Raw genomic sequence first — 24,518 nt, forward strand, 5'->3', positions numbered from 1 at the left:
GCCCCGGCCCGCAGCGTGAGCACGAAGCCGAGCCGGATGGCCGTCAGTGCCGGCGATTGTCCGGGGCGGACCGGTCCCCGGGGCGGACAGTCGCCCGACCGGCTCCCTCCCGCAGACCGTCCAGTGCCGTCGGCCGATCCGCGGCTCCGATCCGCGGCTCCGGTCGCTTCGGTCGCTGAGGCCGCGCCCTACCGCCGCCCCGGTCCTCCGTCTAGGGTTTCGGGTATGCCGCTCGTCGACGTGACCTATGCGCCCACCGTGCCCGAGTCCTCCCTGCGGGAGCTGGGTTCGGTACTGCCCCATCTGGTGTCCCTGGCCGTGGAGTGCCCCGAGGAGCCGTACGACGGCGAGTTGCGGCCCGGGGACGTCGAGCTCCGCTTCCGGCCGCTGGGCCCGCTGGACCGCAGTGGTCTGGCCGTGGTGATCGAGATCAAGTCGAAGTGGTTCGCCAGCAGGGCGGCCGACCGCCAGGAGCGCGTGGACACGCTTCACGAGAACGTCCACGCCGCGACCGGGCTCGCCGACTTCGGCATCTACCTGTCACTGCCGGTCGCCGCCTGGTCCCAGGGGGACTGACCGCCCGCACCCGGCGGCCCCGCCCGGGTCCTCGCCGCGCCCTGGAGACCCCCGAGGGGGCCGCGGCCCCGCCCGTGGTGGAGGTCGCCACCGGGTCCGTGGCCGGGGTCCGTCGTCCCGTCCGTCACCTGTTCCTCCGGTCGGTGTCACCGGGCGCATCGCAGGTCGGCGATGCCGTGGATGAGCCCGGAGTAGGTGTGGGTGGGGGCGCTGGTGGAGTGGATTCCGGGCGCGCGGGTGAGCAGTTCCCGGTAGAACAGGTTGAGTTCACGGCGGGCGAGGTGGGAGCCGAGGCAGTGGTGCGGGCTGGGGCCGCCGAAGCCGAGGTGGGGATTGGGGTGGCGGCTGATGTCGAACGTGTGGGGCCGGTCGAAGACCTCCTCGTCCCGGTTGGCGGAGTTGTAGTAGAGGATGATCCGGTCTCCGGACCGGAAGGGGTGGCCGTCCACGACGGTGTCCCGGATCGTGTTGCGCCGCATCCAGGTGGCCGGGGACGCGTGGCGCAGGGTCTCCTCCACGGCCGAGGGCAGACGTTCCGGCAGGTTCTCCAGGAGGAGCCGTTTCTGGTCGGGGTTGTCGGTCAGCAGGTACAGCATGTGGGACAGGGCGCTGCGGGTGGTGTCGTTCCCGCCGACCAGCAGGATGCGCAGGAACGCTCCCAGTTGGGCGTCGGTGAGGGGTTTGCCGTCGACGGTGGCCAGTACGAGGGTGGTGGCCACGTCGTCGGTGGGGTTCTCGCGCCGGAGCCGGGTGAGGTCGCCCATGAGGGTGTCGAAGTAGGTGACGGCCTCGGCCACGGAGTCGAGGCCGGTGCGGTCGGTGGTGTCCGCGATCGCGGTGACGGTGTCGGTGGCGCGGGTGACGTCGTCCTGTTCGGTGGCGGGGATGCCGACGATGGAGCAGATGACGCGCAGCGGCAGCCGGGAGGCGGCGACGGTGACGAAGTCGCAGGGGGCCTTCTCCAGGAGGTCGGTGGTGACGTCGCGGACGGCGTGGGCGATCATCTCGTCCTGGTGGCGCAGTCCCCGGGGGTTGAACGCGTGGGCCACCACGTGCCGCAGGGCGGTGTGGCGGGGCGCGTCCAGGTGCATCAGGGAGCCCTCGGAGGTGGTGCCGAGGGCGGGGGAGCGGTCTTCGAGGGTGCTGCTCGACGGTGCGGAGCCGAACGCGTCGGGATGCCGGGAGACCTCGGTGATCTGCGCGTGCCGGGTGAGGGCGTGGAAGTCGTAGGGGGCGGCACCGGTCCGGGACGGCCGGTAGGGGAAGACGGCCGGCCGCTTCGCGGCGCGCAGGCGTGCGAAGAACTCCTCGCGTTCGCCCGTCGGCTTCCCCCAGAACTCCGGGTGGAGCGGGTTGTCCGGGGCCTCGTCGGTGTGTCGGTCGGTCTCCACCGTGCTCACCTGGTTTCCGTGGGCCACATGTACGAGGGGGTGTCGGTGGGTGCGGGGCCGCCGTGGATGCCCCACAGGATGCTCAGCGCCAGGTAGACGAGTGTGGCGAGGTTCCCCGCCCCGATGCCGGCGAGCGCCCGGACGATGTTCTGCCGCGTGGGCGTGGAGGCGAGTTCGGCGCCCCGGTAGATCCACGGGACGGTGCCGCGGGTGCGTTCCAGGATCCACATGACGACGAAGGGGGTGGTGAAGACCGTCGCCGTGACCGCGGCGGTCAGCGGGATGTCGTACCAGTGACCGGCGAAGAGGGTCAGCGGCCGCCAGGCACGCGCGTAGGAGTAGACGCCGGTGTTGAGCCAGGCCGCTTCGATCAGGGCGTCGGTGACGACGCCGAGGCCGATGACGGTCGCCCAGATTCGCAGCGGTCCCCAGTGGGGGAAGCGTTCGACGATCTTGAGGCCGGGAACCGCCTGCGCCCAGACCCACAGGATGAGCAGGCCGAACCCGACGCCCGTGACGGCGAGGGGCGCTTCGATCTGCTGCTCCGGATGGGGAGGGCTCCAGCCGGGGATGTACGGGCCCCACGAGTTGACGTGCACCAGGTGCCGGTTCACCACGACGGTGACGTCGCGGTAGGCGAGCAGCGGGCTCTGCCAGGAGGAGACCAGGAATCCGAGGGCGATGCCGGCGGAGAGGGTGACCTGCCCGCGGCCCAGGCTGCTGCGGGTCAGGTGCGCGGCGCAGCCGATCAGCGCGAGGACGAGGAGGAACTGGACGGCGACGATGACGCCGTGGCGGGTCTCCGAGATGCTGTCGCCGCCGTGGACCGGGGAGTGTACTCCGGCGACCGCCCACCTGGTCAGGACCCAGGCCCCGGCCGCGGTGAACACGACGCCGGTGAGTGCCCACCAGAACGCCGGGGTGGTGACGAGCCGCCGTGCGGGGGCGGCGGACGCCGGCACGGCGGGTGCCGCGCTCATGACGGGCCGTCCTCGGTGTTCTCGTGCCGGGGGCCGCGGAGGAGGCCGATGAAGCTGCCGGCGACGCGGGGGTCGGACCACAGGTTGGCGAGGCGCAGCAGTTCGGCCAGGTGCGCGGACAGCGGCAGGGGGACTCCGGTGGTGGCGGCACCGGTGAGCGCGGTGTCGAGGTCCTTCACGAGGTCGGTGAGCGTTCCCAGGGACTCGTCCCGAGGGTCGAGCATGTGGGGCAGGAAGTGGGGCAGCAGCGGGATGTCCGCGAACCCGCCGGCCAGCCCGCCGATCAGCCGCTCGGGCGTGACCCCGGAGGCTTCGGCGAGGAGGGCGGCTTCGGCGATGCTCCACAGGCCCGCCGCGACGATGACCTGGTTGCACAGTTTGGTGGCCTGTCCGGCGCCGAGGGGGCCCATGAGGGTGATCCGCCGGGCGTAGGTGCGCAGCAGGTGGTGGACGCGGTCGAGGTCGGACGGGGTTCCGCCGGCCATGACGGTGAGGGTGCCGCGTTCTGCCGCCGGGGTGCCACCGGACACGGGTGCGTCGAGCCAGGAGATCCCGTTGGCGGCGCGGAGTTCCTCGGCCACGGTCCGGGTGGCGTCGGGGGAGATGCTGGAGTGGTCGACGACGATCTGTCCGAGGCCCGGCGCGGCGCGCAGGCCGTCGGGGCCGAGGGCGACGGCGGTGACGGCGTGCCGGTCGGTGACGCACAGGATGATGACGTCGCAGGTGCCGGCGAGGTGGGCGGGGGTGGTGGCGACGGTGGCCCCGGCCTCCCGGAGCGGGGCGGTCCTGGCGGGGGTGCGGTTCCAGACGGTGAGCGGGACCTGGGCGTCGAGGATGCGGCGCGCGATGCGGGAGCCCATCACGCCCAGTCCGATGAGTCCGGCGGTGCGGGTCACGGCGGCTCCTTCGCTCGGGTGACGGGTGAGGACGGTGGTGGGGGCGGTGCGGGGCGGGGGACGTTCAGGTGATCTGTCGGATGATCGTGGTGAGGTTCCAGTAGGAGACCTCGGTGCGGAACCGTCCGTCGGGTGCGAAGGTGAAGACGCTCAGGCCGTGCTTGGTGAACCGGCGTCCCATGACGGCATGCTCCGTCAGCCGGGGGAAGTGGCCGACGACGGTGGCCGACAGGGTCCACTTGGTGCCGATCTCGTCGTCCTGGCCGACGAGGTAGCCGTCGAGGGTGAGCTGTTCGTCGTGGAACGCGTCGAACCAGGCGCGCACGTCCCCGCGGAGCACGGCCTTGTCCTGGACGACGCTTTCCAGGGCGATGTCCTCCAGGCGCAGGTCGTCGGCGAAGCACGACAGGTACGCGTCGATGTCGTTGGTGCACAGGGACGTGGCCCAGGTGCGGAACACGTCGTCCCGTTCGGCCGGGATGTTCATGGGTCCTCCATCGTCGGTGTGGGGCGGGGTTCGGCCGGTCGGGCGGTGAGGTCGTCCAGCAGGCGCCCCACGTCGGTCAGCCGCGTGGTGTCCGCCGCGCAGGCGGTGTATCCGTCGGGGCGGACGAGGAGGCACTGCTCGCCCGGTGCGCTGACGTGCTGGCGGGTGGCGAGGGGATGGCCGTGCGCGAGCTCGTCGGCCCTGGCGCGCAGCGGGGAGCGGGCCACGCCGCGCGTGACGAGCCGGTAGGTGATGGTGGGCTGCTGCGTCCGTGCCCAGTCGGGGCAGGGCAGTCCCACCGCGGAAGCGGGTGACAGGCGGCCCGGCCGCCGGGGCCGCTCGGGCGGGGGTGCGCCCAGGGCGGTGCGGGGGTAGGGGCTCCTGAGGCCGGCGAGTGTGGCCGTGTACCAGCCCTGGAGGGCCGGGACGCCCGCGGTCGCCTTCAGGGCGAGGTTGCGGGCACTGTTCCAGGGCGGCCCCAGCAGGGCGACGCGGGCGACCAGGCCGGTCATGCGCAGGACCTGCCGGGCGACGGCCCGCCGCTCGGGGTCGTAGGTGTCGAGGACGGCGTCGCACAGTCGCCGGTCGATGACGCCGGCGAGTTTCCAGGCGAGGTTGCGGGCGTCCTGCATGCCGAGGTTCGCTCCCTGCCCGCCGACGGGGTAGTGGGTGTGGGCGGCGTCTCCGACGAGGAACACGCGGCCCGTGCGCATCCGCTGGGTCAGGGACTCCTGGGAGGTGAACTCGGTCAGGAGCGTGAGGTCGTCCATGGACAGGTCGCGCCCGCTGCGGCGCAGGATCGCCCGGAGGCCCTCGCTGTCGGGCCCGATGGCCCCGTCCATGGTTCCGGCGACCCGGTGACGGCCGTCGGGGAGCGGCGCGATGAGGAGCGCTCCCCGGGGCGTGAGGACGTATTCGATGTCGGTGGCCGGTGGTTCGGGGGTGAGGGTGCCCTCGGCGAGCAGGAAGCGGGTGGCCGCCCGGGTGCGGGTGGCGGGGATGCCGAGGGCGGTGCGGACGGTGGACCGGGTTCCGTCCGCGCCGATCAGCCAGGGCGTGCGGATGGTGCTGGTCCTGCCGTTCCCGTCGGTGAGGCTGATCCGCACCTCGTCGGGTGTCTGGATGACGTCGGTGGCCCGCAGGCCGCGCTCGATCCGCGCGCCCCGGGCGGTGAGGGCCTCCTCCAGGAGGCGGTCGGTGTGGTGCTGGGGCAGTACCAGGGGAGCGGTGTCCGTCGTGAAGGGGAAGCGGGCCAGGCGCCGGGGGCCGGTGCCGTAGGTGAAGGCCTTCGGGCGCCTGCCCAGGGCGAGCGCTTCGTCGAGGAGTCCGTGGTCGGCGAGGAGGGCGAGCTGGGGCGGCCACAGCAGGATGGCGCGGGACCCGGGCGCGGGCCGGGGCCGGGCGTCGACGATGCGGACCGCCGTGCCGTGGCGCAGCAGTTCGCAGGCGGCGGTGAGTCCGCACGGGCCCGCGCCGACGACGAGGACGGGGCAGGTGTTCACCGGGTCTCCCTTCTATTCCGGCAGGCGGCCGGTGAGGAGTTCGGCCAGGTCCGCCGGGGTGGGGTGGGTCCACAGGGCGGTGGTGGGCAGTTGGACGCCGAGTTCGTGGACCAGGCGGTTGCGGAGCTGGATCGCGAGCAGGGAGTCCAGGCCGAGCGCGACGAACGGGGTGCGGTCCTCGACGCTGTCGGCCCGGCAGTGCAGCACGGCCGCGGCGTCGTGTCTGATCCGGTCGAGCAGGGCCGTGGTGCGCCGGGCCGGATCGGTGAGGGCCTTCCAGTCGGACAGGAAGGTCCCGGTCTCCTGGGCGGGGCCGTCGGCGCGGGGGATCGCGGCGTAGTAGGCGAGGTGGGCCGCGTCGGGGTGCAGGTAGAGGCGGAGGTCGAGGTCGTGCGGGGCGTGGACGGTGAGGGCTCGACCGGAGCCGGTGACGATCCGGGCGAAGGCCGCCATGCCCTGTTCGGGGGAGATCATGGTGTAGCCGAGGGCCTCGACGGCGGTTCCCCGGCCGTGGCCGGACCAGGGGCCCCACACGATGCTCGTGCAGGGCAGCCGCTGCGCGCGCCGCCAGTGGGTGAACTCGTCCAGCCAGGAGTTCGCGGCGGCGTAGCAGGTCTGTCCGGGCTGGCCGATGACGGCGGCGACGGAGCCGAAGTTGATCCACCAGTCCAGTTGCCGCTCCTTCGTCGCCTCGTGGACGTTCCAGGCGCCGAGGGCCTTGGCGTTCCAGACCCGGTGCAGTCGGGCGGTGTCGATGTTCTCCAGGACGGCGTCCTCGACCACGGCGGCGGCGTGCAGGACGCCGCGCAGGGGGTGGCCCGTGGACTCGGCCGTGGCGACCAGGCGTCGGGCCGTGTCGGGTTCGCGGAGGTCGCCCCGGACGACGGTGACGCGCACGCCGCGCGCGGTGAGGCCGTCGATGACCCGGCGGGCCCGGGTGCCCGGTGCGGAGCGGGAGTTGAGGACGAGGGTGCGCGCTCCGTGGTCGGCGAGCCACTGGACGACGTCCAGGCCGAGGCCGCCGAGTCCTCCGGTGATGAGGTAGGAGGCGTGCGGCCGGACCGGTTCGACGTCGGTGGGGAGGACGGGCAGTTCGGTCTGCCCGTCGGTGGGCCACCGGAGGGCGAGGTTGCCGGTGTGGCGGGCCGCGGCCATGGTGCGGAAGACCTCCGGTGCCGAGGCGACGGGGGAGGTGGCCACGGGCAGCGGGGGCAGCAGGCCCGCGGTGTACGCCCGGCCGATCTCCTGGACGAGTGCGGCGATGAGGTCGGGTTCCTCGTTCAGGAGCAGTGCGATGTCGACGCTGCTGAAGCCGATGTTGCGCCGGAAGGGGAGGAGCCCGAGGTGGGTGTTCTCGTAGATGTCCCGTTTGCCGATCTCGATGAACCTGCCCCTGCGGGCGAGCAGTTCGAGGCTCGCGGCCTGGGCCGGTCCGGTCAGGGAGTTGAGGACGACGTCCACTCCGCGGCCCCGGGTGATCGTGCGGACCTCCTCGGCGAAGTCGAGGCTGCGGGAGTCCATCACGTGCCGGACGCCGAGTGAACGCAGGTAGTCCCGTTTGCGTCCGGTGCCGGCGGTGGCGAGCACCTCGGCCCCGGTCAGCCGGGCGATGTTGATCGCGGCCAGTCCCACGCCGCCGGACGCGGAGTGGATCAGCACCTGTTCGCCTTCGGCGAGCCGGCCGAGGTGGCGCAGTCCGTACCAGGCGGTGAGGTGGGCGATGGGCAGTGCGGCCGCGTGGCGGAGGTCCTCGGGGCCGCGCAGCGGGATGGCCCAGTCGGCGCGGACGGTGACGCGGGAGGCCATCAGGGTGTCGCGGTCGTCGGCCCAGCCGGCCGGCACGGCGACGAGGTCGCCGACGGAAACGGTGCGCACGCCGGGGCCGACGGCGGTGACGGTGCCCGCGCCGTCGAACACCGTCTGCGGGACGGCGCCGCCCCGGGAGAGCAGCTGTTCGTAGGTGCCGACCGCCTTGAGGACGTTGACGAAGTTCAGGCTGGTGGAGTGCAGGGCGACTTGGATCTGTCCGGGGCCGGGCGGCCGCGGGGCCAGTGCGGTCAGTTCGAGGTCGTCGAGGGTGCCGCCGGGGCCCCGGAGCAGTTTGGCGCCCTGGGTGCGCCAGTTCACGTGGGCGCGGACGCGGTCGCCGGGCCCGAGGGGGCGGTGGACGAGGCGGGCGAGGTAGCGGCCGCCCGCTCGGTGGGCGATGTCGTCCTGGGTGTCGGGGCAGGTCAGCAGTTCGCGGGCGAGGTCCCGGGCGGTCGTTCCCCCGTCGGTGTCCAGGTGGGTGGGGTGCAGCGCGGACTGTTCCAGGGCGAGGACGCGCAGGGCGCCGCGCAGGCCGGAGCCGCGGAGGTCGGGGGTGTCGCCGGGCAGGACGTGCTGGGAGCCGCGGTTCAGTACCCACAGCCGGGGTGTGGCGGCTGCGGCGCCGACCAGGCGCTGGGCGAGGCGGAGGAGGTGTTCGGCGTTGGTGCGGGCGCTCGTGGCCGGGTCGGCCGGTCCGGCGAGGGAGGGCAGGTAGACCACGGCGCGGGTACCGGCGCCGGGCGGGCCGGGGGCGCGCCCGGCGGGGTGGAGGACGGCGGTGGCGCCGGACTCCTCCAGGGCCGCTCCGAGCTCCGCCGCCTCGTCGCCGCGGTCGCTCTCGGGGTGGAGTTCCCAACGGCCGGGTTCGGCGCCGGACGCGGCGGGACGCGGCACCTCGTCCCAGACGACGTCGAGCGTGTACCGGTCGAAGAGGTCCTCGCCGTCCTGGAGGGAGACGTTGACGCACTCGATCGCGTCCGCCTCGGCGAGGACCGTGCCGGTGGCGTCGGTCAGCAGGCAGTGGGCGGTGCAGGACCGGTCGCCGACGTCGGTGAGCCGTACGAGGGCGTGCGCGGCCCGACCGGTGTCGCCGAGGACCCTGATCCTGCCCAGGCGGCGCGGGAGCATGCCGCCGGGAGGCACGGGGTGGCTCGCCAGCCAGGTGCTGCCCACCGCCTGCAGGCAGAGGTCGAGCAGGACGGGATGCAGGTGCAGGCCCCGGCTTCCCGCGCGCCCGGCGGACGGCAGCTCGACGTCGGCGAGCGCCTGTGGCTCACGCGTGCCGCGGAGCAGGCGCAGGCGCGTGATGCCGGTGAACGCCGGCCCGTGGGTGATGCCGCGGTCCTCGCGCATCCGGCGGTAGAGCTCGGTCGGCTCGACGGCGTCCGCCGGAGCGGCCAGCAGGGAGCCGATGTCCACGGGCAGGGGCGGGAGGTCGTCCCCGGTCCGGTGGAGCCGGGCCCGCGCGTGGGTGCCGAGGGCGCCGTCGGGCTCCGCCGCGTTCAACTCCCAGGCGGCGGTGGCGGGTCCGAAGGCGGTGGCCACCGCGGTCACCTCTCGGCTCTCGCCGAGGGAGAGCAGTCGCCGCAGGTCGAGGTCACGGACCTCGACGTCGCACGGGCGGGCGCCGAACACGTCCGCGGCGCAGGCGAGGGCCATCTCCGCCATCGCCGCACCGGGCAGCACGGGCACGTCGTTGACGCGGTGCTGGTCCAGCCAGGGCAGGGTGGTGCGGGTGAGGGTCCGGTGCCACAGGTGGCGCCGGGGGCTGCTCGGGTCGGTCAGGTGGACGCCCGTCAGGACTCCGTCCGTACCGTTGCCCACGGCGGTGAGGGCGCCGCGCAGCGGTGAGGGGGCGATCCGGTGCTCGGTGCGCTCCCAGCTCATCGTGGGCACCTCGGCGAGGGCCGCGTCCCGGTACCTCGCCGGCCAGTCGATCGGGTGGCCGGCGCAGTGCAGGGCGGCCACCTGGCCGAGGAAGGCGGTGTGTTCGTCGGTGTCGCGGACCAGGGAGGCGACGACGTCGACCGGGTCGTCGCCGAGGGACTCGGCCGTGGCGTGGACGGCGTGGGCGAGGAGCGGGTGCGGGCTGATCTCCACGAACCGGCGGAAGCCGTCCTCGACGGCCGCCCGCACGGCGGAGGACAGCAGGACCGGCCTGCGCTGGTTCGCCACCCAGTAGTCCGCGTCCAGTGGCACGGCGCGGCGGGCGTCCTCGTGGACGGTGGTGTAGAAGCGGACCTGCGGGGTGTGCGGGTCCACGCCGGCCAGGGCGGTGCGCATCTCGTCGAGGATCGGGTCCATGTGGGCGGTGTGCGCGGCGATGTCGACGTTGACGAAGGTCGCCGCGACGTCGTCCTCCCGCAGGGCGCGCACGAGCCGCTCGACGGCGTCCCGGTCGCCGCCGATCACGGTGGCGCGCGGGGAGGAGACCACGGCCACGCTCACCCCGGGCACACCGCTGCGGGTGATCGCCGCTTCGACGTCGGAGCGGGGAAGGCCGATCGAGGCCATCCGGCCCAGGCCGGCCTGGCGCACGTTCAGCCGGGAGCGGCGGCAGATCACCCGTGCTCCGTCCTCCGGCGTCAGGGCGCCGGAGACGACCGCGGCGGCGGCCTCGCCCATGGACTGCCCGATCACCGCGGCCGGACGCACTCCGTAGCCGGCCCACATGGCGCACAGCGCGACCTGGACGGCGAAGACGACCGGCTGGACGTGGTCCATGCCCTCGACCAGGCGGGTGCCGGAGAGGGTCCGGCGCAGGGAGAAGCCGGACTCCGCGGCGACGACCGGTTCGAGCCGGTCGATGACGGCGGTGAACGCGGGGTCCCGGTCCAGGAGGTTCCGGCACATGCCGGCCCACTGCGAACCGTGGCCGGAGAACAGGAAGACGGCACCGTCTCCGGTCGAGGCGGTGCCCTCGACGACGGCGGCGGTGGCGGCCCCGTCGGCCGCCGCGGAGAGCCGCTCGACCAACTCCGCGCGGGTGGAGGCCACGACCGCCAGGCGCTCGCGCAGGTGGGAGCGGCGCATCGCCAGGGTGTGGGCGACATCGGGCAGCGCGATGTCGGACCCGTAGCCGTCGAGCCAGCCGGCGAGCCGCAGGGCGGCCTTCGTGAGCGCCGGGCGGCTCGCGGCCGACAGGACGAACGCCAGCGGCTCGGGGTGCCCCTGTCCTGTGGGGACGGCGGCCGGTCCGCGGGCGCCGGGGCCGCGCCGGGTGGGGGAGGGCGGTTGCTCCATGAGCACGTGGACGTTGGCACCGGTGAGGCTGAGGGATGACACCGCGGCCAGCCGCGGGCCCGTTCCGCCGGGCCAGGGCACGGTCTCGGTGGGGACCCGGAACCGGGTCGCCGCGGCGTCGATCCGGGGGTTCCAGCGGTGGAAGTGCAGGTTCGGGGGGATCCGCCCGTGCTGGAGGGACAGGAGGACCTTCAGCATTCCGGCGAGACCGGCCACCGGTTCGGTGTGCCCGATGTTCGTCTTCACCGAGCCGAGCACACAGGTGCCGGGCCCGTTCCCGTAGACCTCGGCGAGGGCCGCGAACTCCAGGGGGTCGCCGACCTCGGTGCCGGTGCCGTGCGCCTCCACCATGCCGACGGCGGCGGGGTCGACCGCCGCGGCGGTGAGGGCCCGGCGGCAGACGTCGATCTGCGCGTCGGTGGAGGGGGCCGTCAGCCGGCTGGAACGGCGCCCGTTCTGGTTCACGGCGCTGCCGCGGATCACACCGAGGATCCGGTCACCGTCACCCCGGGCGTCCGCGAGGCGCTTGAGGACGAGGACCACGCAGCCCTCGCCGCGCACGTAGCCGTCCGCGGCGGCGTCGAAGGTCCGGCACCGGCCGGTCGGTGAGAAGAACGACCAGCGGGCCGGCGGCACCGACTCCTCGGGGCCGAGGATGAGGACGCATCCCCCCGCGAACGCCAGATCGCTCTCCCCGTCCCGCAGTCCCTGACAGGCGGCGTGCAGGGCGACCAGCCCGGAGGAGCAGCCGGCGTCCAGGGTCATCTGGGGGCCCCGGAGGTCGAGGAGGAAGGCGATGCGGCCCGCGGCCAGGGAATGAATGCCGGAACCTATCGCGTAGGCGTCGATCTCCTCCAGGGGCCGCTGGGCCCGCAGGAGGAACTCCTTGTTGTAGACGCCGAAGTAGGTTCCCGCGCGACTGCCGGACAGGGAGTACGGCGGCACCCCGGCGTTCTCCGCGGCCTCCCACAGCGTCTCGCACAGCAACCGCTGGTGGGGGTCGACCCAGTCGGCCTCGTAGGCGTTGATCCCGAAGAAGGCGGGGTCGTAGGCGTACACGTCCTCGTCGAGGAAGGCCCCCCACCTCATCCGGGCCGCGACGTCGACGGGAAGCCCCAGGAGTTCCTCGTGGCTCCACCGGTCCTCGGGAACCTCCCGGACGATGTCCTGCCCGCTGATGAGCAGGTTCCAGAAAGAGGCGGGGGAGTCCACACCTCCGGGCAAGCGGCAGCCGGCACCGATGACGGCCACCGGTTGCTGTTCGGGTCGGTTCACTTCACTCCTCCTCCACGCGGGATTCAGCGAAGCGGTTCGGGAATTCGCGACGGGTTCCGGGCGGCGGCCCTCGGGGAGCGGAGGTCATCGAGGGCCGGCACTCCACACGGCGGGGAACCGGGCTCACCCCGCGATGCGCGCCTGCGGTATTGATTCCGACGGATCGCCCGGGAGGGACTCGTCGCCTTTTGTGCGGGCCCGTCCGGGCCGCACTGGTCACCCCTGGTACTGGACCGTGCGATATCTGCGGTGAAGTGCGCGGCAGGGTGGGCGAATGGCGTGGTCCATGCTACCGGAGGGCCCGGCAGCGGCGAAGTGTTCCACTGGAATATCTCTCAACTATCTTCCATGCGCGATGAGTTGAACCATTCGAGTAGCGAGGCTCGGGCGACATCCGCCCGTATTCCCGCGAGGGGCGGAGCCGGAAATCCGAGGTGCGGTCATCCCGCCCTTGACAACGTGCGTGCACAACGGAATTGTTGTGACCGTGCGAGCCGACGTAGTCGTCGGCGGAGTCTGACGATACGGATTCCTCGGCCCTCGCCGCGATCGGCCACCCGACGCCCTGTGATTTCCTTGTCACTTCGTGTCGTTCGGCCGGAGCGGCCGAACCGGATATCCGAACGAGGAACCGGATATCCGAACGAGACCGGTTCCATCACGCGTACCACGGTGTTCCGGGCAGGACCCGGTGGCGACCACGAAGGCTCGCCGCAGGCCGTCGGGCGGTGCGGATCCACCCGTTCCGCCGGTCGATCGACCGGACTGCGGCGCGTCGACACGGTCCCGGGTCGTCCGGACTCCCGCCCAAGGGGATGAACGGACCATGGACAGATTCACCGAACCCCACCTCGTCGGAGGCCCGCAGGAGTTCCTGCGGCAGCCACCGTCGCCCGTCCGCGAGGACGACGACCGGCTGACGTACCGCTGGCGCAACGGCTACGAGCACTACCAGCTCGACGAGACCACCGGCTCCGTCGAACACCGGCCGACCTACCGGTGGGCCTACCACACGACCATCGCGGAGTAGCGGGACCGTCGCGCCCGGACCACGCGCGCCCGCGGGGGCGGCGTGGGGTGGCCGCCTGCCGGACAGAGGGTCAAGGAACCTCATCGGGACCTCGGCGGCAAGGCGGCCGACCCGCGAGCGGCCGTGAACGCGATCCTCCACATGAGAAGGCACCCATGAGATCCCTCCGATCGCCGAGTGGTGTGCCCGAAGCCCCGGGAGCCGTGCCGCTCCTCGGCCACATCCCCGTCATCGCCCGTGACCGGGCCCGCTGGCTGTCGGCGTGCCGCGCGGCCGACGACGTGGTCGCGGTGCGCCTGGGCACCCGCCGGGCCTACCTGGTCTGCGCGCCGCGACTCGTCGACGAGGTCCTCGTCGGCCAGGTCGCCGTGTTCGACAAGGGCGGACCGGTGCTCGACAGACTCCGCGACGTGGCGGGCACCGGGCTGGCCACCGCCCGGCACGAGGAACACCGGCACCAGCGCCCCGTGCTGCAGCCGGCGTTCTCGCCGTCGCACATCGCCTCCTACAGCCAGGCCATCGGGGAGGAGTGCGAGGCCCTCGTGGCCGGCTGGCAGCCGCACCGCCGGATCCTGGTGCTGAGCGAGACCCAGAAGCTCGCCGCCGCCGTCCTGGCCCGGGCGCGCCGCGCGTGCCGATCCGGCCGGCCACCGCCTCCTGCGGGGGCGTCTCGCGACTGACGCCGTCCGTACGCCTGTCCTTCATCCCCTTCGGCGGCGGGCGCCGCAAGTGCACCGGTGAAACCTTCGCGCTGGCGGAGACCACGATCGCCCTGTCGGCGATCGTGCCGCGCTGGCAGCTCAGGGCGGTCGACAACCGTCAGCCCGCGCCGCGCTTCCGGACGACGCTGACCCCCGGGCGATCCGTGCTGCGCACCGTCGCCCGGTGAACGGCGCCCGGCCCGGTCCTCGTCGGGCCCGGCCTTCCGAGGGGCGAGGGACCACGGGTCACCAGGTGACCGGCAGTGCCGTCAGGCCGCGGAAGACCAGTTCCGGCACGTAGGTGAGCTCGGACTCGTCGACGGCGAGGCGCAGTCCCGGATGCCGTTTCACCACGGACCCGATCGCCACCCGCATCTCCCGGCGGGCCAGCATCGCGCCGAGGCAGAAGTGCGGCCCGTGCCCGAAGGCGAGGTGGGCCGCCGGTCCTTCGCGCGTGATGTCGAAGCGGCCGGGATCCGGGTACACGGCGGGGTCGCGGTTGGCCGCGACGATGACCGGCAGCACCAGTTCGCCCGCCCCCAGCTCGACGCCCTCCAGATTCACGGGCTCGGTCGTGACCCGGACCTCGGCCGAGGTGAAGAGCCTGCTGTAGCGCAGCAGTTCGTCGACGGCCGGCCCGATCAGGTCCGGCGACGACCGCAGCAGCGCGAGCTGGTCTGGGTGGCGCAGCAGGGTCAGGAACGAGTTGCCGAGCTGGTTGACGGTCGTCTCGTGGCCGGCGATCAGCAGGCCTTCGAGGTTGGCCAGCAGCTCGGGTTCGGTGAGGTGGTCGCCCTCGTCGTTGGCGGCGACCATCGCCGAGATCAGCCCGTCGTCCGGCCGGGCCCGCTTCTGACGCACCAGTTCGGCGAGCCAGTCCTGCATCTCGCCCTGCGCGGCCCGCAGTTCGTCCGGAGTGATGTTCGTGACGAACAGCCGCCTGGTCCACCTGCGGATGGCCTCCGCCTCGGAGTAGGGCACGCCGAGCAGTTCGCAGATGACCATCAGCGGCAGTGGGGCGCAGAGGCCCGCCACGAGGTCCGCGGTCGGATCGAGGGAGTCGAGCAGGGAGTCCACGATGGACCGCACGCGCGGTTCGAGCTGATCGACCATGCGTGGGCTGAACGCCTGCGACATCAGCTTGCGCAGGCGGGCGTGGCGCTCGCCGTCGAGGCTGGTGACCAGCAGTGGGTCGGCGGCGACGGTCAGCTTCAGCGGGCCGCCCGGACGGGTGGCGGCCTCCCGGCTGAACCGGCTGTCGCTCAGGACCTGGCGCACCGCCTGGTAGGAGAGGGCGAGCCGGACGTCGGCCGGACCCATCGACGCGCGGACGACCGGAGCCCGCGCGAGCAGTGCCTCGGCCTCGGGCTCGTTGTCGAGGTGGTGCGGTGTGGTGAAGGGGAACGTGGCTTGCATCGCTGCCTCCTGACTGGCCGTCACCGAATCCGGGTGCCGGGTGCCGGGCGCGAACGGCCGGGACCGACGCGCGGGTCGGTGACAGCTGGGGTGGGTGCCGCCGGGGCGGTGGCGCTTGGCGATCGTCTCGAAGTCGATGGGGGTCGAACGGTTCGGCCGGAGCTGTCGGCGGCGCCGGTGGTCGGTTCGCCGATCAGGGTGGTGAGCGCGCCGTGCGGAGGTCTCCCGGGTGGCCGGATGGCGTCGAGGACGTCTTCCGGGTGAGTGCGAGGGGGAGTCTAGGGCGTTGTCACCGGCGGCGTCGACGGTGCCCGTGAACCCGGCCCGGTCATGGCGGTGAAGGGCGTGGACGCACTTCCGTGACCGCCCCGGCGACTTCACCGGCGGCTTGACCGGCGGGGTTGTCGGCGGGGTTGCCGGCAGGTCCGTCGGCGGACACCGTGACGGGCCGTCCGGAGGAGACGTCGCGTCTCGCTGGGGTACGGGACGGATCTCGCCACGGTGGATTCGTCGTACAGGCATATGACATTCAGATGTGCTTCGTTTGAGACAGCCTTCGCATCGCCTATGGCGATGGCGGTGATGTTGCTGCCATCCTCGTTTGCGCGGCGGGACGATCATCGTCTCGGCCCTACGCCCAGCGCACCAGTGCATCTCCTCGAAGCCCGACGAGCGTCGCCGACGCCGCCGCCTTCGAGGACCGCTCCACTGATCCAGGCGCTCTCAGCGCGGTCGAGTCCGGGTTCGGATACCACCGGGTCGCCCGGCTGCCCGCGCGCTCGACGCTCCGGCCGCTCGCACGGCCGGAGCCGTACCACCGGGACTGCTACGGAAACACCCCGCCCTCCCTCATCCCCCGGCTCACGAGGTGTCGATGTGATGCGCTTCCCCCTGGATCCGGACGCCGATCGTGTCGCGGTCATCGGACTGGCGGGCAGGTTGCCGAAAGCCCCGGACCCGGAGGCGTTCTGGCGGCTGCTGTGTGACGGGGCCGACGCGATCACCGCGCCGCCCGCGGGCCGGCAGGGCGTGCGCCACGGCGGCTACCTGGACCGGGTGGACGGCTTCGACGCGGCGTTCTTCGGTGTGTCCCCCCGCGAGGCCGTCGGCATGGACCCGCAGCAGCGGCTCATGCTCGAACTCGCCTGGGAGGCCCTGGAGGACGCCCGGATCGTGCCGGGCACGCTGGCGGGCGGCCCGACGGGGGTGTTCGTCGGCTCGATGTGGGAGGACTACACGTCCCTGGCCTACCCCGGTCACATCACGCCGCACACGCTGACCGGCACCAGCCGGGGCGTCATCGCCAACCGGGTGTCGCACTTCCTCGGTGCGCGCGGACCGAGCATGACGGTCGACACGGCCCAGTCGTCGGCGCTGGTCGCGGTGCACCTGGCGGTCGAGAGCCTGCGCCGCGGCGAGTCGGCGCTCGCCCTGGCCGGCGGGGTGAACCTCAACCTGACCGCCGCCCGCGAGGAGGGGGCGGCGGAGTTCGGCGGCCTGTCCCCGGACGACCGCTGCTTCACCTTCGACGCCCGGGCCAACGGCTTCGTCCGCGGCGAGGGCGGCGCCCTCCTCGTCCTGAAACCGCTGGACCGGGCCCTGGCCGACGGGGACCGCGTCTACGGCGTCATCCGGGGCAGCGCGGTCAACAACGACGGCGCCACCCGGAGCCTGACCGTGCCCAGCGCGCGGGCCCAGGAACAGGTCGTCCGCGAAGCCCTGGCCCGCGCCGGCGTGCGTCCCGAGGACGTGCAGTACGTGGAGCTGCACGGCACCGGCACCGCCGTCGGCGACCCCGTCGAGGCCGCCGCCCTCGCGGCGGCCTACCGCGACCCGGACGGGTCCGGCGACGCCGACGGCGCCCTGCGGGTCGGATCCGCCAAGACCAACGTCGGCCACCTGGAAGGCGCCGCGGGCATCGTCGGTCTGCTCAAGGCCGTCCTCAGCGTGCACCACCGCGCACTGCCGCCGAGCCTGAACCACGAAACCCCCAACCCCGACATCCCCCTCGACGCACTGGGCCTGAAGGTCCAGACCGCCCTGACCCCCTGGCCGCGGCCGGACGCGCCCCTGCTCGCCGGCGTGTCGTCGTTCGGCATGGGCGGCACCAACGCGCACGTGATCGTCGAGCAGGCGCCCGACGCGGCCGAGCCGCCGGCCCGCCGGACCGCCCTCGAGGCCCGGCCGGCGCCGTGGATCGTCACGGCGCGCACCAAGCAGGCGCTACGGGCGCAGATCGAGCGCCTGCGCGAACACGTGCGCAGCCACCCGGACCTGACCGGCGCCGAGGTCGCGCACGCGCTGGCCACCACCAGAACCCGCTTCGCGCACCGCGCCGTCCTGCTCGACTCCGCCCAGCTCGCCGCCGGCCGGGCCGGAACCCCGGGCCGCACCGTCTTCGTGTTCCCCGGCCAGGGCGCGCAGTGGGTCGGCATGGGCCGGGAGCTGTACGCCGCGTACCCCGTCTTCCGGGCCGCCATGGACGAGTGCGCCCAGGCCCTGGCCCCGCACACCGACTGGTCCCTGGCCGACGTCCTGGACGGCGCCCCGCTCGACCGCGTGGACGTCGTGCAGCCCGCCCTGTTCGCGGTCATGGTGTCCCTGGCGGCGCTGTGGCGCTCCTTCGGCGTCGAACCGGACGCGGTGGTCGGGCACTCCCAGGGAGAGATCGCCGCGGCGTACGTCGCGGGCGCGCTGTCGCTGCCCGACGCGGCCCGGATCGTCGCGCTGCGCAGCCGCGCGCTGGTGGCGCTGACCGGCCGGGGCGGCATGGTGTCCGTGGCCCTGTCCGCCGAGCGGGCCGAGGAGCGGCTGTCGCGCTGGGGCGGCGCGCTGACGGTCGCCGTGGTCAACGCCACCGGCTCGGTCGTGGTGTCCGGTGACGCGCGGGCCCTGTCCGAACTGGTCGAGTCCTGCGAGGCGGACGGTGTCCGCGCCCGCGTCGTCCCGGTGGACTACGCCTCCCACTCCGCGCACGTCGAGGAGATCCGCGAGCGGCTGCACGGCGAACTGGACGGTGTGCGGCCGCGGCGGGGCACCATCCCGTACTACTCCGCGGTCACCGGCGGCCTCCTCGACGACACCACGGAACTCGACGCCGGCTACTGGTACCGCAACCTGCGCGAGCCGGTCCGCTTCGACCTGGCCACCGCCGCACTGCTGGCGGACGGGCACGACGTCGTGGTCGAGGTCAGCCCGCACCCGGTGCTGCTGCCCGCCCTCGAACAGGCCCGCGAACAGGCCCGCGAACAGGCCCTGGAGCAGGACCGCGAGCGGACCGGCGTGCCCGGTGTCGCCACCGGCACGCTGGGTCGTGACCGGGGCGGGCCGGACGTCTTCCTGACCGCGCTGTCCCGGCTGTTCGTGGCCGGCGTGCCGGTCGACTGGTCCCCGGCCGTCGCCGGGACGGTGCCGGTCGACCTGCCCACGTACGCCTTCCAGCGTCGTTCGTACTGGCTGCCCGAAACGAGCGCCGGGCAGGGCGGACGGACCCCGGCCGGCCCGGAGACCCGCCACACCGGGACGGACCGCACGGACCCGGGAGACCCCGCGTCGGGCGACACGGACGACCCGGCCGCCCTGGTCACCGCGCAGATCGCGCTCGTGCTGGGCCACGAGAACCCCGCGGACGTCGATCCCGCGCTCACCTTCAAGGACCTCGGCTTCGACTCCGTCACCGGGCTCGAACTGCGCAACCGCCTGGCCGGCGCCCTGGACCGGCGACTGCCCTCCGGTCTCGTCTTCGACCACCCGACGCCCGCGGAGCTGATCGACTGGCTGCGCACCGGCCCCGGCGAGCGGCCGGCCCCCGCCGCCCGGGCCGCCCACGACGACGACCCGGTCGTCATCGTGGGGATGGGCTGCCGCTTCCCCGGCGGGGTGGCCTCGCCGGACGACCTGTGGCGGCTCGTCGCGGAGGGCGTGGACGCGATCGGCGACTTCCCGGACGACCGCGGCTGGGACCTGGGCGGCCTGTACGACCCGGACCTGCGCGGCGCGGGCACCACCTACACCACCCGGGGCGGGTTCCTGGAGGAGGCGGCCGGCTTCGACGCCCCGTTCTTCGGCATCTCGCCCCGCGAGGCGCTCGCCATGGACCCGCAGCAGCGGCTCGTGCTGGAGACGGCCTGGGAGACCTTCGAGCACGCCGGGATCGACCCGGCCACGCTGCGCGGCAGCCACACCGGCGTGTTCACCGGCGTCTGGTCGTCCGGCTACGCGACCGGGCCGGGCCTGCCGGAGGACCTGGAGGGCTACCTGTTCACCGGCGTCGCGACCAGCGTCACGTCCGGCCGGGTCGCCTACCACCTCGGGCTGCGCGGTCCGGCGCTGTCCGTGGACACTGCCTGCTCGTCGTCCCTGGTCGCCGTCCACCTGGCCGCCCAGGCCCTGCGCGCGGGCGAGTGCTCGCTGGCGCTCGCCGGCGGTGTCACGATCATGGCGACACCCCTGGGCTTCACCGAGTTCTCCCGCCAGCACGGCCTCGCGGCGGACGGCCGCAGCAAGCCCTTCGCCGCCGCGGCCGACGGCACCAGCTGGGCCGAGGGCGCCGGCCTGGTGCTGTTGGAACGGCTGTCGGACGCGCGCCGCAACGGGCACCGGGTGCTCGCGGTCGTCGCGGGAAGCGCGGTCAACCAGGACGGCGCGTCCAACGGCCTGACCGCGCCCAACGGCCCCTCCCAGGAACGCGTCATCCGCCAGGCCCTGGCCAACGCCGGGTTGGCGGCGTCCGAGGTGGACGCGGTGGAGGCCCACGGCACCGGCACCACCCTCGGCGACCCCATCGAGGCCCACGCCCTGCTGGCCGCCTACGGCCAAGGCCGGGACGAGCCGCTGTGGCTGGGGTCGGTGAAGTCCAACATCGGCCACACCCAGGCGGCGGCCGGCATCGCGGGCCTGATCAAGATGGTCATGGCGATGCGGCACGGCGAACTGCCGCGAACCCTGCACACGGACGCCCCCTCCCCGCACGTCGACTGGGCCTCCGGCCGCGTCCGGCTGCTGACCGAGGCCCGGCCGTGGCCGGAGCACGCGCACCCGCGCCGCGCCGGCGTCTCGGCCTTCGGCATCAGCGGCACCAACGCCCACCTGATCATCGAACAGCCCTCCGACCCGGACCCCGGCCACCTTCCCGACCCCGCCGGCCGGGCCGCCCCCACCGCCTGGCTGCTGTCCGCGAGGACCGACGCCGCGCTGCGCGCCCAGGCCGAGCGGCTGCACGCCTACGCGAGCGCCCACCCCGACGTCCCGGCCGCCGCGATCAGCCGCGCACTGGCCGCCCGCACCCGGTTCGAGCACCGGGCCGCGGTGGTCGGCGCCGACCGGGACGCCCTGCTGTCCGGCCTGGCCGCGCTCCCGACGGCGCCGCCGGTACCGATGGCCGGTACCGGCGGGACCGTGTTCGTCTTCCCCGGACAGGGGGCGCAGTGGGCGGGCATGGGCCGTGACCTGTACGAGCAGTCCGAGGTGTTCCGCGCCGGCATCGACGCCTGCGCCGCCGCCCTGGCCCCGTACACCGACTGGTCGCTGGTCGACGAGCTGCGCCACGGCTCGCTGGACCGCGTCGACGTGGTGCAGCCGGCCCTGTTCGCCGTCATGGTGGCGCTGGCCGACCTGTGGCGCTCCCACGGCGTGCGGCCGGACGCCGTGGTCGGCCACTCCCAGGCGGAGATCGCCGCCGCGTACGTCGCCGGCGCGCTGTCGCTGGGGGACGCCGCCAAGGTCGTGGCGTTGCGTTCCAGGGCACTGACCGTCCTCGCCGACCGGGGCGGCATGGTGTCCCTCGCGCTGTCCGTCGAACAGGCCGTCGGCTACCTGGCCCGCTGGGGCGAGCGGCTGACCGTCGCCGTGGTGAACGGGCCCGCGGCGGTCGTGGTGTCCGGCGGCCCCGACGTGCTGGACGAACTGCTGGCCGCCTGCGAGGCCGACGGCGTCCGCGCCCGCCGCCTGCCCGTCGACTACGCCGCCCACTCCGCGCAGGTCGAGGCGATCCGCGAGCGGCTGCTCACCGAACTCGCCGACATCACGCCCCACCCGGCGGCGATCCCGTTCTACTCCACGGTCACCGGCGAGCCGGTCGACACCTCCGCCCTCGACGCCGGCTACTGGTACCGCAACCTGCGCGAACCCGTACGGTTCGACCTGGCCACCGCCCGGCTCACCGCCGACGGCCACGACCTGTTCCTGGAGGTCAGCCCGCACCCGGTGCTGGTGCCCGCGCTGGACGTCGCCGTCACCGGAACCCTGCGCCGCGACCACGGCGGCCTCACCGAGTTCCTCGCCGCTGCGGGACGCCTCCACACGGCCGGAGCCGACGTCGACTGGACCCCGGTCCTGCCCCGCACCGCACCCCGGGCCGACCTGCCCACGTACGCCTTCCAACGCGAGCCCTACTGGGTGACCGCGACCCCGCCGGTGCCCCGTGACGACTGGCGGTACGAGGTGGCCTGGGCGCCGACGAGCGGTACCGCGACCCCGGTGGACCCGGCTCGCTGGCTCGTCCTGGCCACGACCGGGCACCCGTGGGCCGAGGCCCTGCGCGAACGGGGCTTCGCGGTGGCCGGCACCTGGGACGCGGCCGGCACCTGGGACGCGGCCGACACCTGGGGCGCGGCCGGCGCCGGGGACGCCCGGCCCGGGCCGGACGGTGTGCTGTCGCTGCTGGCGCTGGACGAGGAGCCGCACCCCGACCACCCGGTGCTCCCGGTGGGTCTGGTCCGCACCCTGGACCTGGTCCGCACCCTGGACCCGGTGCGCGGCCCGGACCCGGTGAGGACGGCCGCCGTCCCGCTGTGGTGCGCGACCAGCGGCGCCGTGAGCACCTCGGGCGCCGACCCGGTCACCAGCCCGGCCCAGGCCCTGGCCTGGGGCACCGGCGCGTCCGCGGCGCTGGAGTTCCCGCACGGCTGGGGCGGCCTGGTCGACCTTCCCGCCGTGCCCGACGAGCAGAGCGTGGACGCGCTGCTCGTCGTGCTCGCCGGCACGGGCGAGGACCAGGTGGCGATCCGCGGCACCCGGCGCTTCGCCAAACGGCTGCGCCGCCAGGCCTCGTCGGGCCCGGCCGCGCGGACCTGGCGGCCACGGGGCACGGTGCTGGTCACCGGCGGCACCGGCGCGCTCGGCGGACACGTGGCCCGCCGCCTCGCCCGGCAGGGCGCGGAGCACATCGTGCTGGCCGCCCGCCGAGGACCCGACGCACCCGGCGCGGCCGGCCTGCGCGACGAACTGGAGGCGGCCGGGGCGCGGGTGACCGTGGCGGCGTGCGACGTGGCCGACCGGGACGCCCTGCGGGACCTCGTCGTGCGCGTCGGCGACATCCGCGCGGTCTTCCACACCGCCGGCGTGATCAGGGCGACCAGGCTGGCCGACACGACACCGGCGGAGTTCGCCGAGGTCGTCACGGCCAAGGTCGCCGGGGCGGCGAACCTGGCGGAACTCCTGCCGGACCTCGACGCCTTCGTCCTGTTCTCCTCCACCGCGGGCGTGTGGGGCGACGGCCACGGCGCGGCCTACGCCGCCGGCAACGCCTTCCTCGACGCCCTGGCCGCGCAGCACCGCGCCCGGGGCCGCGCCACGACCTCCGTCGCGTGGGGCATCTGGGCCGACGGCGGCATGGCCGCCCTGGAGTCCGTGCAGCGCCAGCGCACCCTGCTCGGCCTCGGCGAACTGGACCCGGGCCGGGCCCTCGACGCGCTGCAGGACGTCCTCGACCACGACGAGGCCCTCGCGGTCGTCACCGAGGCCGACTGGGCACAGTTCGCCCGCGCCTACACCCACGCGCGGCCGAGCCGGCTGCTACGGGACCTGCCCGAGGCCCACAGCCGGCCACGGGCCCCCCGACCCGCGCCCCCCGCCGGCGGCACCGACCTGCTGGAGCTGATCACCACCCACGTCGCCGGGGTGCTGGGACACGCCACCCCCGAGCGGCTCGACCCCCGGCAGGCGTTCAAGGACCTGGGCTTCGACTCGCTGACCGCCGTCGAACTGCGCAACCGGCTGACCGCCGCGCTCGGGGTGAGACTGCCCGCCACCCTCGTCTTCGACTACCCCACCCCGGCACGGCTGGCCGCCCACCTGTCCGGCGTGTCCGGCGAGCAGGACGCGCCGCGGGCCACGGCCCCGGCCACGACGGACGAGCCGATCGCGGTCATCGGCATGGGCTGCCGCTACCCCGGAGGCGTCGGCACCCCCGAGGAACTGTGGCGGCTGGTCGCGGACGGCGGGGACGCGGTCGGCGACTTCCCGACCGACCGGGGATGGGACCTCGGCCGCCTGTACGACCCGACGGGAAGCCGCCCCCGCACGTCGAGCACCTCCCAGGGCGGCTTCCTCGACGCCGCCGGCGACTTCGACGCGGCGTTCTTCGGGATATCGCCCCGCGAGGCGCTCGCCATGGACCCGCAGCAGCGCATCCTGCTGGAGACCGCGTGGGAGACCATCGAGTACGCCGGTATCGACCCGGCCACGCTGGAGGGCACACCCACCGGCGTGTTCACCGGGATCTGGTCCACCGGCTACGCCACCGGGCCGGTCCCCGACGACCTGGAGGGCTACCAGGTCACCGGCACCGCGTCGAGCGTGGGGTCCGGCCGGCTGGCGTACCAGCTGGGCCTGCTCGGCCCGGCGCTGTCCCTGGACACCGGCTGCTCGTCCTCCCTGGTGGCCCTGCACCTGGCCGCCCAGGCGCTGCGCTCGGGAGAGTGCTCCTTCGCCCTGGCCGGCGGCGTCACCGTCAACGCGGCACCCACGCTGTTCACCGAGATGTCCCGGCAGGGGGCGAGCGCGCCCGACGGCCGCTGCAAGTCCTTCGCCGCCGCGGCCGACGGGGCGGGCTGGGCCGAGGGCGCCGGCCTGCTGCTGCTGGAACGCCTGTCCGACGCCCGCCGCAACGGCCACGAGGTGCTGGCGGTCGTCCGGGGCTCCGCCACCAACCAGGACGGCGCCTCCAACGGGCTGACCGCGCCGAACGGTCCGTCGCAGGAGCGGGTGATCCGTCAGGCGCTGGCCAATGCGGGGTTGGTGGCGTCCGAGGTGGACGCGGTGGAGGCGCACGGCACCGGTACCACCCTCGGCGATCCCATCGAGGCCCAGGCGCTGCTGGCGACGTACGGCCAAGGCCGGGTGGAGCCGTTGTGGCTGGGGTCGGTGAAGTCGAACATCGGGCACACCCAGGCGGCGGCCGGTGTGGCCGGTGTGATCAAGATGGTCATGGC

At 74.1% G+C, this 24,518-nt stretch carries 12 protein-coding genes; 5 read left to right on the forward strand and 7 right to left on the reverse strand.

Features of this window, described 5'->3' with window-relative positions:
• Window positions 1–225: 225 nt before the first annotated feature.
• A complete protein-coding gene (locus ACFRMQ_RS16985) occupies window positions 226–576 on the forward strand; it encodes a hypothetical protein (RefSeq protein ID WP_380731248.1) in 351 nt (116 codons plus the stop codon).
• Window positions 577–722: 146 nt separating this feature from the next.
• On the opposite strand, the gene ACFRMQ_RS16990 is transcribed toward ACFRMQ_RS16985, so the two are convergent.
• The 6 genes from ACFRMQ_RS16990 to ACFRMQ_RS17015 all read right to left on the reverse strand — a co-directional run bounded on the left by ACFRMQ_RS16990 (window position 723) and on the right by ACFRMQ_RS17015 (window position 12,159).
• A complete protein-coding gene (locus tag ACFRMQ_RS16990; protein ID WP_380731249.1) occupies window positions 723–1,967 on the reverse strand; it encodes a cytochrome P450 in 1,245 nt (414 codons plus the stop codon).
• 5 nt (window positions 1,968–1,972) lie between these two features.
• The gene (locus tag ACFRMQ_RS16995; RefSeq protein WP_380731250.1) at window positions 1,973–2,947 is read right to left on the reverse strand and encodes a spirocyclase AveC family protein; all 975 of its coding nucleotides are present in this window, start codon (window positions 2,945–2,947) and stop codon (window positions 1,973–1,975) included.
• Entirely contained in the window at window positions 2,944–3,843 is a 900-nt protein-coding gene (locus ACFRMQ_RS17000) for an NAD(P)-dependent oxidoreductase (protein ID WP_380731251.1), read from the reverse strand. The genes ACFRMQ_RS16995 and ACFRMQ_RS17000 overlap by 4 nt, the downstream gene beginning before the upstream one ends.
• Before the next feature lie 64 nt (window positions 3,844–3,907).
• Window positions 3,908–4,330 (reverse strand): nuclear transport factor 2 family protein, encoded by a 423-nt coding sequence (locus ACFRMQ_RS17005; protein ID WP_380731252.1) that lies wholly within the window; start codon window positions 4,328–4,330, stop codon window positions 3,908–3,910.
• Window positions 4,327–5,832: an FAD-dependent oxidoreductase gene (locus ACFRMQ_RS17010; RefSeq protein WP_380731253.1), complete on the reverse strand. Its 1,506-nt coding sequence runs from the start codon at window positions 5,830–5,832 to the stop codon at window positions 4,327–4,329. The genes ACFRMQ_RS17005 and ACFRMQ_RS17010 overlap by 4 nt, the downstream gene beginning before the upstream one ends.
• A 12-nt stretch (window positions 5,833–5,844) precedes the next feature.
• Window positions 5,845–12,159 (reverse strand): SDR family NAD(P)-dependent oxidoreductase, encoded by a 6,315-nt coding sequence (locus tag ACFRMQ_RS17015; protein ID WP_380731254.1) that lies wholly within the window; start codon window positions 12,157–12,159, stop codon window positions 5,845–5,847.
• An 826-nt stretch (window positions 12,160–12,985) separates the two neighbouring features.
• On the opposite strand from ACFRMQ_RS17015, the gene ACFRMQ_RS17020 reads away from it, so the two are divergent.
• From ACFRMQ_RS17020 to ACFRMQ_RS17030, 3 genes are all read left to right on the forward strand, one after another.
• Window positions 12,986–13,189 carry a DUF5988 family protein gene (locus tag ACFRMQ_RS17020; protein ID WP_380731255.1) on the forward strand — a complete coding sequence of 68 codons (204 nt, stop codon included), beginning with the start codon at window positions 12,986–12,988 and terminating at the stop codon, window positions 13,187–13,189.
• 155 nt (window positions 13,190–13,344) lie between these two features.
• Window positions 13,345–13,869: a cytochrome P450 gene (locus tag ACFRMQ_RS17025; RefSeq protein ID WP_380731256.1), complete on the forward strand. Its 525-nt coding sequence runs from the start codon at window positions 13,345–13,347 to the stop codon at window positions 13,867–13,869.
• Window positions 13,821–14,078 (forward strand): cytochrome P450, encoded by a 258-nt coding sequence (locus tag ACFRMQ_RS17030; protein ID WP_380731257.1) that lies wholly within the window; start codon window positions 13,821–13,823, stop codon window positions 14,076–14,078. Before ACFRMQ_RS17025 ends, ACFRMQ_RS17030 begins: the two co-directional genes overlap by 49 nt.
• Window positions 14,079–14,136: 58 nt before the next feature.
• On the opposite strand, the gene ACFRMQ_RS17035 is transcribed toward ACFRMQ_RS17030, so the two are convergent.
• Window positions 14,137–15,306: a cytochrome P450 gene (locus ACFRMQ_RS17035; protein ID WP_380731258.1), complete on the reverse strand. Its 1,170-nt coding sequence runs from the start codon at window positions 15,304–15,306 to the stop codon at window positions 14,137–14,139.
• 879 nt (window positions 15,307–16,185) lie between these two features.
• On the opposite strand from ACFRMQ_RS17035, the gene ACFRMQ_RS17040 reads away from it, so the two are divergent.
• A partial coding sequence (locus tag ACFRMQ_RS17040; RefSeq protein WP_380731259.1) for an SDR family NAD(P)-dependent oxidoreductase occupies window positions 16,186–24,518 on the forward strand: 8,333 nt, incomplete at its 3' end.

The organism is Kitasatospora sp. NPDC056783, assembly GCF_042789895.1.
GTDB lineage: Bacteria > Actinomycetota > Actinomycetes > Streptomycetales > Streptomycetaceae > Kitasatospora.